Source organism: Curvivirga sp. (genome assembly GCF_965219885.1).
Taxonomy (GTDB): domain Bacteria; phylum Pseudomonadota; class Alphaproteobacteria; order UBA8366; family Aestuariispiraceae; genus Curvivirga.
In genome coordinates this window covers 1441981-1455387 of sequence record NZ_CBDCOT010000009.1, presented here as the reverse complement: position 1 = coordinate 1455387, position 13407 = coordinate 1441981, and the positions used below count along the sequence as shown (strand labels likewise).

General features: G+C 43.1%; 17 protein-coding genes. 13 read left to right on the top strand and 4 right to left on the bottom strand.

Annotated features, from left to right (window positions below):
• The first annotated feature begins 70 nt into the window (after positions 1–70).
• On the top strand, positions 71–1093 hold the full coding sequence (locus tag ACOQOA_RS12375) for an aminoglycoside phosphotransferase family protein (protein WP_420548932.1): 1023 nt from the start codon (positions 71–73) through the stop codon (positions 1091–1093).
• Positions 1094–1100: 7 nt separating this feature from the next.
• On the opposite strand, the gene ACOQOA_RS12370 is transcribed toward ACOQOA_RS12375, so the two are convergent.
• Positions 1101–1700: a hypothetical protein gene (locus ACOQOA_RS12370; protein ID WP_420548931.1), complete on the bottom strand. Its 600-nt coding sequence runs from the start codon at positions 1698–1700 to the stop codon at positions 1101–1103.
• A 150-nt stretch (positions 1701–1850) separates the two neighbouring features.
• Between ACOQOA_RS12370 and ACOQOA_RS12365 the strand changes: the two genes are divergently transcribed.
• The 7 genes from ACOQOA_RS12365 (at position 1851) to ACOQOA_RS12335 (ending at position 7504) form a co-directional block, all read left to right on the top strand.
• On the top strand, positions 1851–2504 hold the full coding sequence (locus ACOQOA_RS12365) for a Crp/Fnr family transcriptional regulator (RefSeq protein WP_420548930.1): 654 nt from the start codon (positions 1851–1853) through the stop codon (positions 2502–2504).
• A gap of 74 nt (positions 2505–2578) precedes the next feature.
• Positions 2579–3445, top strand: coding sequence for an MBL fold metallo-hydrolase (locus tag ACOQOA_RS12360; protein WP_420548929.1), 867 nt, complete (start codon positions 2579–2581; stop codon positions 3443–3445).
• A gap of 227 nt (positions 3446–3672) precedes the next feature.
• The gene (locus tag ACOQOA_RS12355) at positions 3673–3903 is read left to right on the top strand and encodes a YeeE/YedE family protein (RefSeq protein ID WP_420548928.1); all 231 of its coding nucleotides are present in this window, start codon (positions 3673–3675) and stop codon (positions 3901–3903) included.
• Positions 3900–4316 (top strand): DUF6691 family protein, encoded by a 417-nt coding sequence (locus ACOQOA_RS12350; RefSeq protein ID WP_420548927.1) that lies wholly within the window; start codon positions 3900–3902, stop codon positions 4314–4316. Before ACOQOA_RS12355 ends, ACOQOA_RS12350 begins: the two co-directional genes overlap by 4 nt.
• A gap of 60 nt (positions 4317–4376) precedes the next feature.
• The gene (locus ACOQOA_RS12345) at positions 4377–5270 is read left to right on the top strand and encodes an NAD(P)-dependent oxidoreductase (protein ID WP_420548926.1); all 894 of its coding nucleotides are present in this window, start codon (positions 4377–4379) and stop codon (positions 5268–5270) included.
• A 193-nt stretch (positions 5271–5463) separates the two neighbouring features.
• The gene (locus ACOQOA_RS12340) at positions 5464–6186 is read left to right on the top strand and encodes a GntR family transcriptional regulator (protein WP_420548925.1); all 723 of its coding nucleotides are present in this window, start codon (positions 5464–5466) and stop codon (positions 6184–6186) included.
• Positions 6187–6283: 97 nt separating this feature from the next.
• Entirely contained in the window at positions 6284–7504 is a 1221-nt protein-coding gene (locus tag ACOQOA_RS12335) for a M24 family metallopeptidase (RefSeq protein WP_420548924.1), read from the top strand.
• Here ACOQOA_RS12335 and ACOQOA_RS12330 read toward each other — a convergent pair whose 3' ends face one another.
• The gene (locus tag ACOQOA_RS12330) at positions 7505–8095 is read right to left on the bottom strand and encodes a hypothetical protein (RefSeq protein ID WP_420548923.1); all 591 of its coding nucleotides are present in this window, start codon (positions 8093–8095) and stop codon (positions 7505–7507) included. It lies immediately after the preceding gene.
• Between the two features lie 25 nt (positions 8096–8120).
• Positions 8121–8501, bottom strand: coding sequence for an SH3 domain-containing protein (locus ACOQOA_RS12325; protein ID WP_420548922.1), 381 nt, complete (start codon positions 8499–8501; stop codon positions 8121–8123).
• A gap of 211 nt (positions 8502–8712) precedes the next feature.
• On the opposite strand from ACOQOA_RS12325, the gene ACOQOA_RS12320 reads away from it, so the two are divergent.
• Both ACOQOA_RS12320 and ACOQOA_RS12315 read left to right on the top strand, forming a co-directional pair.
• Positions 8713–10299 carry an aldehyde dehydrogenase (NADP(+)) gene (locus tag ACOQOA_RS12320; protein ID WP_420548921.1) on the top strand — a complete coding sequence of 529 codons (1587 nt, stop codon included), beginning with the start codon at positions 8713–8715 and terminating at the stop codon, positions 10297–10299.
• 22 nt (positions 10300–10321) lie between these two features.
• The gene (locus ACOQOA_RS12315; protein WP_420548920.1) at positions 10322–11113 is read left to right on the top strand and encodes a sulfite exporter TauE/SafE family protein; all 792 of its coding nucleotides are present in this window, start codon (positions 10322–10324) and stop codon (positions 11111–11113) included.
• On the opposite strand, the gene ACOQOA_RS12310 is transcribed toward ACOQOA_RS12315, so the two are convergent.
• Positions 11103–11555, bottom strand: a complete 453-nt coding sequence (locus ACOQOA_RS12310; RefSeq protein WP_420548919.1) for an Lrp/AsnC family transcriptional regulator — start codon at positions 11553–11555, stop codon at positions 11103–11105. The two genes, ACOQOA_RS12315 and ACOQOA_RS12310, sit on opposite strands and share 11 nt — an antisense overlap.
• 129 nt (positions 11556–11684) lie before the next feature.
• Here ACOQOA_RS12310 and ACOQOA_RS12305 point away from each other — a divergent pair, with 129 nt between their 5' ends.
• From ACOQOA_RS12305 to ACOQOA_RS12295, 3 genes are all read left to right on the top strand, one after another.
• On the top strand, positions 11685–11957 hold the full coding sequence (locus tag ACOQOA_RS12305) for a 4a-hydroxytetrahydrobiopterin dehydratase (RefSeq protein WP_155152971.1): 273 nt from the start codon (positions 11685–11687) through the stop codon (positions 11955–11957).
• A 23-nt stretch (positions 11958–11980) separates the two neighbouring features.
• On the top strand, positions 11981–12787 hold the full coding sequence (phhA, locus tag ACOQOA_RS12300) for a phenylalanine 4-monooxygenase (RefSeq protein WP_420548918.1): 807 nt from the start codon (positions 11981–11983) through the stop codon (positions 12785–12787).
• Positions 12788–12933: 146 nt separating this feature from the next.
• Positions 12934–13407: a MarR family winged helix-turn-helix transcriptional regulator gene (locus ACOQOA_RS12295; RefSeq protein WP_420548917.1), complete on the top strand. Its 474-nt coding sequence runs from the start codon at positions 12934–12936 to the stop codon at positions 13405–13407.

The following is a 13407-nucleotide window of genomic DNA, read 5'->3' as shown; positions in this document are numbered from 1 at the left end:
ATCAGACTATAAATATATTCGTCTCTCTTTCACAAGTCTTCACAGACCTTTCTAACAGGCCTATCAACAAATGACTGACATTCTTGATCCTACCATTCGCCAGAAAGCAATGGATGTTTTTATCGCCCGCACAGGATGGGGAAATGCCAAACGTGTTCCGCTAGCAGCAGATGCATCCTTCCGGCGTTATATTCGGTTAGAACAAGATAATCACTCTGTGATGCTAATGGATGCGCCACCGGAACATGAAGACACAGTTCCATTCATTACGATCTCCGATCATTTAAATAATTTAGGTTTTTCAGCACCCAAAGTTCTTGAGCAGGATGAAGATGATGGCTTTCTTTTACTGGAAGATTTCGGAGATGGCACTTTCACAAATCTATTAAATAACGGAACAAGCGAGACAAAACTGTATCGTGCTGCGACAAACTTACTTGTTGCTCTCCACAATTCCCCTGAAGCCGGTTTCCTCTCCATACCCTCTTATTCTCAAGACGTTTTACAACAAGAAGCTGACCTGCTTATAGATTGGTATTTACCCGAACATCGTGGTCATAAGGCCCTAGAAAACGAGATTGATACATATCATGATGCATGGGCAGAGATGTATAACAATTTACCACCTGCAAAAAACACAATTGTTTTGCGGGACTTCCATGTAGATAATCTAATGCTGCTTGGAGACCGAAGCACATATGCACAGGTCGGCTTACTTGACTTTCAAGATGCACTCTTAGGACATCCAGCTTATGATTTAATGTCTCTCTTAGAGGATGCACGTCGTGATATCCCTATAGAGCTACAAAACCAGATGCTTGATATGTATTTTGAAAAAGCCTTTGGCAGTAATCGTGATCAATTTATGAACTGGTATAATTTCCTAGCAGCACAACGTCATGCTAAAGTTATCGGTATCTTTAGTCGCTTGTATAAACGTGATGGGAAAGGTGTTTACCTCCAACATCTTCCACGCGTATGCGCATTACTTGCCAAGCATCTGGAAAATCCATTGATGGAGCCGTTAAAGATATGGTTTGAAAAACATTTACCAAACTTTCAAGAAATTCCGACAAGTCTAAAAGCAAAGTAAATTATGCTTATTGAATTTTCATCTCAGTAAAACTTTTATCAACTTGCTCATAGCTGCGAATATAATCAGCAGGCCGAATAACATAACCATCCTTGTAAGAAATCACGCGAATAATAGCCCCTTGAAAATCCGGATTTCCGCTATTTTCCTTGATTAGATGGTATCCCTCTGTATGCACAAAATATCCACAAAGTGCGGCTGCAAATTGCTCTCCATTTTCAAGATGTGCGCCTTCTTTTAATCCATCACCTAAAATATAGGCGAAATCATCCACCATCACGCCCGGCATTGCCATTTGAGCAGCTTGCGCAAGTTGCTCTATTTCTGCCAAGGTAACATCAACTCGGAAAATTGGAGATTTCTTATTAAGTTTTGGCAATCCCTTAGAGGGCTTACCGCTACCGCGTTTTTCAACAACAAGCCCCAGCCCAATCGTGCCCTCTCTGCGTGCGAGTTCACGTAATTGCTGTTCTGTTACTTCAGCCTTTTCCTCAATAACCGGTTTGGCTATGACACTTGCTTCTTCCGACAATAGAATTTTACGAGCCTCTGCATTAGAAAGATTATTTTCTTTCGCATAAATCTTAATTTCTTTCGCCGATGGCATCGCAACCCCCTAACTTTTCTAATTCAAGTTCCTTCTAAAATGGCTAATGACAGGTTACGGAACTGTCAATATATTAAACAAAATTTAGATGTTAAACTTAACCGCATCAAACACATATAAACTTGATAAATTGCAGAAAGACACACTGAAATGTGGGTTGATAAATTTTATGGCCTGTCTCGCTTGAATTCGGATCTCAAAGATCGCCTAGAGAAAGAAGCGATCATCAAAACAATTCATCAAGGCCAGATAATATTCGGCCCAGGCACACCACCAGATCAACTATTGTTTCTGATCGATGGTACAATTCGTGTCCAACAAGTTTCCCCCAGTGGACGTGAAATAGTTTTATATCGTGTAAATGCGGGCGAGAGCTGTGTTTTGACAACAGCCTGCCTGCTCGCATATGAAGATTATTTGGCAGAAGGTTTTGCAGAAACTGATATTAAAGTTGCCGCCCTACCACGTGCTGTTTTTGAAGACCTTCTATCGCATTCCAAAGATTTTCGACACTTCGTTTTTACAGCCTATTCACGGCGTATAACTGAGCTATTTCATCTCATTCAAGAAGTAACTTTTACCAAGATCGATATCAGGCTTGCTCAAAAGTTATTAGAACTCGCCAAAGATAATAAGATCCGAAATATCACGCACCAGGATTTGGCTGTCGAATTAGGTAGTGTACGTGAAGTTATCAGTCGCCAATTGCAAGAATTCCAACGTAGAGGCTGGATCAAACTAGCCCGTGGCGCTATTGATATTCTTGATATTTCAAGCTTAACAAAACAATCTCAACATAATTAAAGTGACTTAGTCACATATTTTTACTTCATCCTCTATAGGTTTAGACATAATCAAAACCACTAGGAATGAAGTAAATGACCCCCAACCCAATTGTGAAGGCATTTTTTGACGAGCCTACATTCACGATTACCTATATTGCCCACAACCCAGATACAAAAGAATGCGCGATTATAGATTCTGTTCTTGGATTTGACCCTATTTCTGGTCACACTGACAAATCGCCTGCTGATTTAATCATAAATTATATCAAAGAAAACGATTTAAAAACTGAATGGATTATGGAAACACATATCCATGCGGATCATATTTCAGCAGCCCCATATCTGAAAGAGCAACTTGGTGGAATAACGACTATCGGCAAAGAAATATCCGTCATCCAGAATGCGTTTTCAGATATATTTTGTGTTGAAGAAGAATTCCCTAAAGACGGGCGTCAATTTGATCGCCTTCTAGACGAAGAAAGTGTGTTATCTTTAGGTTCAATTCCCGGAAAAATTCTTCATACGCCTGGTCACACACCAGCTTGCATCACAATTGTATTTGGTAATTGCGCCTTCGTAGGGGACACAATTTTCATGCCCGATTTTGGGACAGCCCGTTGTGATTTTCCCGGAGGATGCGCCACAACCTTATTTAAGTCCATTCATAAAATTCTATCTCTTCCCGATCATATACGTATTTTCACAGGGCATGATTATAAAACAGCTGAACGAGATGAATATCGCTGGGAAAGTTCAGTAAAAGAACAGCGAGAGACTAACATTCATATTGCCACCAAAACCGCAGCAGAATTCCAACAAATACGAGATTCTCGTGACGCACAAATAGATCTGCCAAAACTGATCATTCCTTCGGTTCAAATCAATATGCGGGCAGGCCATATGCCACCCCCAGAACAAAATGGCCATAGTTACATTAAAATCCCCGTGGATTTACTTTAAGACCTTCTAAACACTAATTGTCAGGAAACATTATGGATAATTTCCCAACTGAATGGTTACACGGACTAATCGGTGGTCTCCTCATTGGTTGTGCGAGCGCTTTTTATCTTTTCTTCAATGGTCGCATTGCGGGCATCAGTGGGATACTCGGCAACCTATTATCGAATTCTAAAAACCTGTCCTCCGTTTCATTTCTCATTAGCCTAATATTTGTCCCAGCTCTCTTTATGAGATTTTTCTGGGAACCTGCGATCACCGTATCAGATAACTGGATCGCACTTCTCTTTGGAGGTTTATTGGTCGGCTTTGGCACGCGCCTTGGCAGCGGCTGCACTAGTGGTCACGGCGTTTGTGGGATATCTCGCTTATCTATTCGATCAATCATAGCGACATGTACTTTCATGTTTTTCGCTATACTGACTGTCTATATCACCCAACATCATATAGGAGGATTATGATGCAGCTTATCACAGGACTGATTGCAGGCAGCCTATTCGGTATCGGATTAACAATTTCCGATATGGTAAATCCAAAAAGGGTTCTAGGTTTTTTAGATATCGCCGGAGAATGGGATCCAACCCTTTTGTTCGTGATGGGCGGTGCGATGCTACCCATGTCTATATCTTGGTTCTTTGTAAAAAAGCTGAAACATCCGTTATTTGAAACTGATTTTAAAATACCGTCAAAACAACACATCGATATGAAATTAATTTTGGGTTCCGCTTTGTTTGGCGTTGGATGGGGAACCATAGGTATTTGCCCTGGCCCTGCCCTTACATCACTAGGAACAGGAAATGTCAGTATTTTAATCTTTGTAAGTTCAATGATGGCTGGCATGTTACTTTTCAAGATATCACCCTTCAAAGCCTGATACTCATTAGGCAAGTTTCCACTTGCACCAAAGATATTGCTGACTACCCTATGAAAAATTTTGGAGGGTTTTATGTCATTAAAAATCGCATTACTTGGCACAGGTCTTATGGGATTTCCCATGTCTCAGAATTTGCTTAAAGCAGGCTTCAATCTTTCTGTCTGGAATCGAACAAAAACAAAAGCAACCCCATTACAGCAAGATGGCGCAACGGTCTGTGAAACCGTGTCAGATGCCGTCAAAAATGCTGATATGATCATCACCATGCTAGAAAATGGGCCTGTGGTTGAAGATATTTTATTCACACAAGGCAATGTTAATGCAATCCAAAACAATGCAATTATCATTGATATGGGATCTATTCCACCAGCCATGGCACAAGATCACTCAAAGCGTCTTGCAGAGAAAAACATTCACCATCTGGATGCCCCTGTGTCTGGAGGCACGAAAGGCGCCACAGAAGCGACCCTCACAATTATGTGCGGTGGTGAAGAAGCTATTTTCCAAAGAGCCTTACCTATTTTCAAAGCCATGGGACGAGCAACCTATATCGGCCCAAGCGGGACTGGCCAGTTATCTAAATGCGCAAATCAAGTGATTGTTGGCAATACCATTGCCGCGATATCAGAAGGCCTGCTTCTTGCTGCTGCTGGTGGCGCAAATCCCGCGGCAGTCCGAGAAGCATTATCTGGAGGTTTTGCAGATAGTCGTATCTTGCAGGAACATGGCATGCGTATGTTGGAGCGCAATTTTGAACCAGGTGCTATGTGTAAAACACAACTAAAAGATTTACGCACCGCATTAGAGGCGATTGATGGTATTAATCTTCCAGTTACTCAAACCACTAAATGTCTCTATGAAAAATTGATTCGTAAGGGGCATGAAACCTTGGATCATTCTTCTCTATTACTTGAATTAGAGGCTTTAAATAAACCACACCAACTTACCAAGTAAGAGATTTTATTTTCATATAGACAATAAAACTAGAACCAATTTTCTAGTTCATACCTGTAATAACATATAAGATATTTTAAATTACCACAAAAACAGTGTGGTAATTTAAGTATTTCCAGTTTTTATTTGAAGAATTCGAAATCATTCCATAAGATAACGAATGAATTTGGTACCAGTATGAAACAATAAAATCATGACCCTAAATAACAATGATCGTCCTGCAAATTTATCTCAGTTTGCTTACGAAAAAATTGAACATGCAATTATTTCGGCCAAGCTGGATTTCGGAGAACCTCTTTCCGAAAATGCACTTGCAACGGCCCTAAATATCAGTAAGGCACCAGTTCGGACTGCTTTACTAGAATTACAAAGAAAAGGTCTGGTTGATATTGTTCCTCAATCTGGTTGTTACGTAACTGTCCCCGACAAAGAACAAATACGCCAATTATTGGAAACTCGCGTTATCCTCGAAACAAATGCCCTCAAAATTGCCATGCGTGGCGATTCAACAAAGTTGATAGAGGAACTGGATGATTGCTGGACGCAGTTACAAAAAGGATTTGAGTTAGAGGATTGGGAAGTCTGTCAGACGAATGATACGCGTTTCCATAGATCCATTGTTCAGGCAGCCGGCAATCAATATTTACTAGACAGCTATGACAATATCATTCCAATCATGAATGCAATGATGACACGTTTTATGCTGACACAAACCCGTAAAAACAAAACATTAGCAGACCATCCTGTTATTCTTAACTTTATCCGTGAAGATAATTTAAGTGCTGCCAATAGGTTATTAAAGAAGCATATTTTGAAGAATAAATCTTTTAAATCTGCCCCAAAATGGCCAAACCGTCGTGCAACACGGTCTGAATATACATTCCGTGACTTCGATACAGTATTTAAAAATTTATAAATCAATTATTCCTATTGCTACTGCTCCCAAAATTGACTTGGCCCTATAGCTGATATATTTGTCATCATCATTGATATATCAGATTAGGGATCAAAAGATGAGTGGGATTGGTATAGGCGGATCAACAATTGAAGCCGAATTGGCATCTGCGCAAAACATGCGTGAGGATGCATTAGCGATTAGTTTAGATGAATATAAAGCCCGCATAAAAAAGGCAAAAGACATCATGCGCACACAAAACATTGATGCGCTTTATCTAGACTCAACTACAAGTCTTACTTATTTCACAGGTATCAAATCTCATCAAAGCGAACGTCTATTAGGTGCGATCATCCCAGCTAATGGTGATCTATATTATATCTGCCCTCAGTTTGAAGCTGAAACCGTCAAAGAAAAGATGAAACTCATAGGTGATTTAGTCGGATGGGAAGAACATGAAAGCCCTTATGAAATCCTGATACAATCCCTTAGAGATCGAAATATTAAGTCAGGAACAGTCGCAATTGATGAAAAGGCTCAATTCTTTGTGGTCGACGGTCTGCAAAAGGTCGCGAGCGACTTCTCTTTCATTAACGGAAATGTCGTAACATCCGCTTGCCGTGTCATTAAATCTAAATCGGAAATCACCCTTCTACAGCAAGCTAAAAACTTAACGCTGGAAGTCCATAAAGCAGCTGCGCGAATCCTACATAAAGGCATCACCACCACAGAAGTGAAAAAATTTATCGATGATATGCATCGGGCAATGGGTGCAGATAATGGATCCACCTTCTGCATTGTTTTATTTGGGGAACCCACCGCCTATCCACATGGGGTAAGCTATCCACAAAACTTGAAAGAAGGTGATATGGTATTGATTGATACTGGCTGCAGCATCCATGGATATCAATCGGATATAACCCGCACCTATTGCTTCGGCAACCCAACCGAAAAGCAAATAGAAATCTGGAATCTGGAAAAGAAAGCGCAGAAAGCCGCTTTTGATGCAGCACAAATTGGCACAGCTTGCGGGGATGTAGATAAAGCCGCGCGCGATGTTATTACTGCAGCAGGGTTGGGCCCTGATTACCAAGTACCAGGACTTCCCCATCGTACTGGCCACGGAATTGGAATGGATGTCCATGAAGATACATATTTAGTTCGTGGGAATAAGACACCATTAGCCAGTGGCATGTGCTTTTCAAACGAGCCTATGATCTGCATCTACGGGGAATTTGGTGTACGACTGGAAGATCATTTTTATATGACCGATGAGGGGCCAAAATGGTTTACTGACCCCTCCCATAGTATAACCGATCCCTTTGGTCTGGAAGCTTAGTCATTCTATAGCTGAATAAATACGTGTGCCCCACTTTCTGACTGTGTCATCCCAGATCGTAGGGGCATAATCACATGAACACTTACCTGTCTCAACATAAGCGTCCAGATCAACCTCACAATTATCTCGTCCCATACCCACATCACAGAAGAGCGCGGGCTGCCCATCTCCACCACGGCAGGAATATTTATACGTCTTTTCCACATCGCGTAGGCTGATCCAGATTTGGCGATAAACTAAATCTTTATTGAATAACATGTAGGCTGCGTTCATAGCCGCAGGGACCGGATATCCATCCTGATAAAGTCGATCGATTTCGTTTGTAAAAGCCAGATCGCATTCTGCACGCCCATCTTCATTCGTCTGATCATAACAGATATCATGGGACATGCAGGCTTGATCCCACACATCAACTGGTTCAGGGTGAAACCCGGTATCAAGATAGGCGGGATATCCTTCGCCACACCAATTTCCATAAATTGGCAGACAGTTAACTTCCACAGTTTCATCATGTGATAAGGAAATGGTTTCACTGCGTGTACAAGCGATCAGTGTTATAAAGAAACTCACACTGAGAAGTCGATACCACATCAGATCAAACCTATTAATCCGAACCTTATTTCGGTGGATTTTTATCTAGCAAGGTAGAGAAAATATATCCGATTTGGCCTTCGGTGAAGTTTACGCGATACCATTCCCCTTCAAGGCCATCCACATAAATTTCCTGACCTTTTGGAACAGTCGTCATAACAGCGTGCGATGTGCCCGGGCCACTACGCATATTTGAGTTCTTTTGTGTAAAATAGAAACCGATCAGATTGGCATCACCTGTAATGGATGCAGCACTTTTAGACCCATCTTCTGTCTGCATTGTGGTCACGTCTTGAGTGACATCCCCTGTGATAGAGATACTACCATCTTGTGCAGCCGATATACCACTAGCTGAAATACCCAAAGCCAAAGTTACAGCCGAAATAAAAGAAAGATGCTTTTTCATAATCTTGCCTATCTAATTTTACTTTAAGAAACTTTACGACCGAAATTCTTATATCTCAATCTTCTTTTCTATTTTTAGATATGGAATGAAAAGGAGGCATTTTTGTGACTTCAGCAAAAACACCCTCATGTTCAGTTACCTATAGTCAAACTCCAATTCATCTGATATATCTTAAATATATCACAATAATATCACAAAAGGACGTTTCGTTATGAACACTTTAACGGGCAAACATTTAGTTAACGGGGCATGGATCGCAACTGAAAATGGGTTTACATCTCACAACCCTGCAACAAACACAAAAAACGAAACATCCTTCTTTCACGGAAATGTGGATCTAGTTGACCAAGCAGCAAAAGCCGCAGCCGATTGCGCAGAAGCTTTCGCAACCTTACCTATCAAAGCACGTGCAGATTTTATCCGGACGATTGCCGAAGAAATCGATGCGCGTGGGGATGCCATCACAGAAATTGGACAAGCAGAAACCGCTTTACCTGCTGCCCGTCTTGAAGGTGAACGCGGCCGGACCGTGGGCCAATTACGTTTCTTTGCCGACTGGATAGAAGAAGGCAGCTGGCTTGGTGCCCGCATTGATACTGCTTTGCCTGATCGTGCACCTCTACCGCGTCCAGATATTCGGGTTTCAAATAAAGCCCTGGGCCCTGTAGCTGTTTTCGGAGCAAGTAATTTCCCACTCGCTTTTTCCACAGCAGGCGGTGATACAGCCTCTGCTCTTGCTGCGGGTTGCCCGGTTATAGTAAAGGCCCATCCGGCCCATCCCGGCACGACAGAATTAGTTGCCCAAGCCATTGATGCAGCCATCAAAAAATGCGACTTACCTGCAGGGGTTTTCAGTATGATCCAAGGGGGTGATCAATCGGTTGGTCAAGCCATTGTGAAACATCCGGCGATTAAGGCTGTTGGTTTTACAGGGTCTTTAGCCGGGGGACGTGCTTTGTTTGATATCGCGGTTTCCCGACCTGATCCAATTCCGTTTTATGGTGAATTAGGCAGCAACAATCCTGTCTTCTTGATGCCATCCATCATGTCTGAAAAAGCAGACGCCATTGCCGAAGGCTGGGCTGGTTCCCTTACCATGGGTGTTGGGCAATTCTGCACCAACCCCGGTATCATTATCGGCTTGAAAGGGGCAGAGTTAGACAGCTTCAAGACCAAAGCACTTTCGATCCTAAAAGAAATTACCCCACAAGCCATGCTTACGGATCGCATTGCAGCTGCTTATGCAAACACCACCAAAGCATTAGCCGGAGATAGTCGTCTTACTTGCCTATTACCAACACAAGATACAGATAATCCTTTCTGCGCCACCCCTGCGATTTTTGAAATTGATTATGCAGGTTGGAAAGCAAATCCAGACCTTTCCGAAGAAATCTTCGGCCCAGCCGCATTTATCGTCGAATGTGATAATCTGGAGCAGATGGAAGAACTCTCTGCCAATCTGATCGGACAACTTACCACGACCATCCAGATGAATGAGGATGATACGCAAGCTGCCCGTAATCTGATACCACATCTGGAACGTAATTCTGGTCGCGTTTTAGTAAACGGTTTCCCGACAGGTGTTGAAGTTTGCCATGCGATGGTTCATGGTGGCCCTTATCCTGCCAGCACGGATTCCCGTTCAACTTCCGTTGGTTCTAAAGCCATTGAGCGTTTTGTGCGTCCTGTATGTTATCAGAACATGCCGGATGATTTGTTACCGGAAGCCTTGAAAAATACAAATCCGCTTGGCATTCAAAGATTAATCGACGGCGTGTGGGGAACAAACGCGCTTTAGGAACCAAAAGGCGCAGCGTTAGATGGACCAAATACCAACCGATCTGTTTTTCTATCTCTGCGCCATTCCAGCAATCTTTATAGCTGGTATTAGTAAGGGCGGCTTTGGTGGCGGCCTTGGGGTTGTCGCCGTCCCCATTATTGCTTTCGCTGTACCAATTAATGTGGCGGCTGCCCTGATGCTGCCGATCCTATGTTGTATGGATGTGGTGGGGCTCTATGCCTTTTGGCGTAAATGGAGCTGGAAACATCTGGCCATTACCGTGCCGGCGGCCATTATTGGTATCACAATCGGCACCTTTACTTTTGAATATTTTCATGAAGCCTGGATCAGATTAATCATCGGCCTGATAGCTGTGATATTCTCTCTCAAATTCTTCAAGAAACGGTTTGGGCATCTACTCCCAAAGCATCAAGAGAAAGACCAAAAAATCCCCGGGCGGCTTTACGGCTATTTCTGGGGTGGCGTGGCAGGTTTCACAAGTTTCGTGGCCCATGCAGGTGGTCCGCCTGTGAATGCCTATATGTTACCACAAAAACTGGATAAGACCCTCTATCAAGCTACGACGGTATTCTTCTTTACCGCGATCAATCTGGTGAAACTGATCCCTTATGGCATGATCGGACAATTTGATGGCAGCGTCTTAACCACCAGCCTCGTCCTTCTACCTCTAGCCCCATTGGGTATGTATTTAGGCATCAAGCTACATCACAAAGTATCAGACGATCTATTTTATCTGCTTTGTTATAGCTTCCTTTGCCTGACAGGGTTCAAGCTAATTTATGATTGGGCGGCCTATTTCTTTATTCTCTGATCGGTAATTCGGTGGTGTTTTTTAATTCTTTCAGTACAAAGCCGGATGTGACAGAGGCGATATATTCATTGCGTAAAAGATAACGGCTCATAAAGCTTTCATAGGTGGCGATGTCTTCCACATAGACTTTGACCATATAGTCATAGGCGCCGGATAAGGAATAACATTCGACAATTTCCGGATGGTCTTTGACAAGGTTGGTAAAGGCATCCACTGCCTCTTCGCTATGACTGGTCAATGATACATTCGCCACCACGCAGATTTTCAACCCCAGTTGATCCGCATCCAGCAAGGCCACCTTACCTTTGATCAAGCCTGATTTCTCATAATCCTGCATCTTGCGCCAGACCGTGGATTGGGACATGCCCACGCGATCTGCCAAATCCTGTAACGAGATATCCGCATCCCGCTGTATTTCCCGCAAAAGTTTTGCATCATCCATAACGAAATAATTTCCCATAATATGAATATTTGTGACTATAATAATTCATATATCCCTGCCTATCCAGAAAATTAGGGAAATATTTTCGTCAAACAGGCGTATAATGAAGCCTAACAAAAGGAATAAAAAATGTCAGATATCTATAATGACGCCCTCAAAGAGAGCGGATGGATTTTGGAAGACGATGGCAATGCCATCAACAAGACTTTCAAATTTAAGAATTTTAGCGAAGCGTTTGGTTTTATGACCCGCGTGGCGATCCGCGCGGAAAAAATCAATCACCATCCAGAATGGTTCAATGTCTATAACCGGGTGGAAGTGCGCCTAACAACCCATGATACGGGCGGCTTGAGCGAACTGGATCAAAAGCTTGCAAAATATATGGATCTGATCAGCAGTTAAAACTAAGAAACGGATAGGCAGAGATGGCAAAATCAAATGGCACATATGAATCAAAACAAACGGATGCATCCGGCCTGATCGCTTATAGCGCAGAAGAAGATGCCGTCTGGCATGATTTATATAAACGTCAGGTGGATTTATTGCCAAACCGCGTTTCTCATGAATTTCTCGACGGGTTGGACAAGCTTGGCCTGACACAGGATAAAGTACCCCAATTACGTGATGTGAATGCCCGTTTGGCAGAATGCAGTGGGTTTGGGGTTGAGGCTGTACCAGCCCTGATCACCCCGACAACTTTTTTCACGCTTCTTGCCAATCGGAAATTCCCCATCGCCACCTTTATCCGTCGTCGCGAAGATTTCGATTATCTGGAAGAGCCGGACATCTTTCATGAGATTTTCGGGCATTGCCCACTTCTAACCCATCCGGTTTATGCGGATTTCTTGGAGAAATTCGGCAAGACCGCGCTGTCTTTTGACAAAAGCTATGTTTGGCGGATGCAGAAGCTTTTCTGGTTCACCGTAGAATTTGGCCTGATCAAGACACATGAAGGTCCCCGTGTCTATGGGGCAGGTATCGCTTCTTCCCCCGGTGAAACTGTATATGCGGTGGAAAGCCGGGAACCGGAAAGACGGGACTTTGATCTATTATCCATTTTCCGCACCCCCTACCGGATTGATATCTTTCAACCTATCTATTATTGCATCGAAGATTTTAACCAACTGCTTGCCGTGTTGGATCAGGATTTACAGGCCATCATGGATGAAGCAAAACGCCTTGGCGCCTTTGAGCCAACTTTCCCACCTGTTGAAAAACATGCCGCGGAATAAGCCGTCCCACTTGTTGACCTCGCAACAATTTTATAAAAATGCTGCAACGCAACATTAATTGTTGTCTTGGAATAAAATCCATGTTTTCATCTTTAAAGAAACCTTATTTTCCCTGAACTTCAAGGCGGTGTTAAAGGGGTAGAAAGATGGATAGTTCCTTTTATATCAATGATGGTTCTGGCGATCCAACCATGGATTTTGCCAAATCGCCTGCCTCCCTCATGGTGATGGCAGCCACCAAATATACCCGCAAGGTTTCCCAACGCCTTCAAAAGGATTTCGGCATCGGTGCCATGGATTGGCGCATGTTGGTGATGTTGACCCAAGAACCGGATATCCCCGTGGCTCGCGCGACCGAAATGTTAGGCATCGACAAGGCCGCTGTTAGTCGCGCCCTCACCCGTATGCATAAAGATGGCCTAGTAGATTTCAAAGCCCCGAAAAACGACCCGCGCCGCAAAACATGGACCCTGACCAAAAAGGGCAAAGACCTCCATGCCGATATGCTCGACACGGCCCTAGAAATGCAAGACGCCTTGCTTGCTGGCGCCAGTTATCTCGACATCAAAACCCTCAATAAAATCCTCCACCAAATGCTAGAAAATACTGAGGAGATGTGA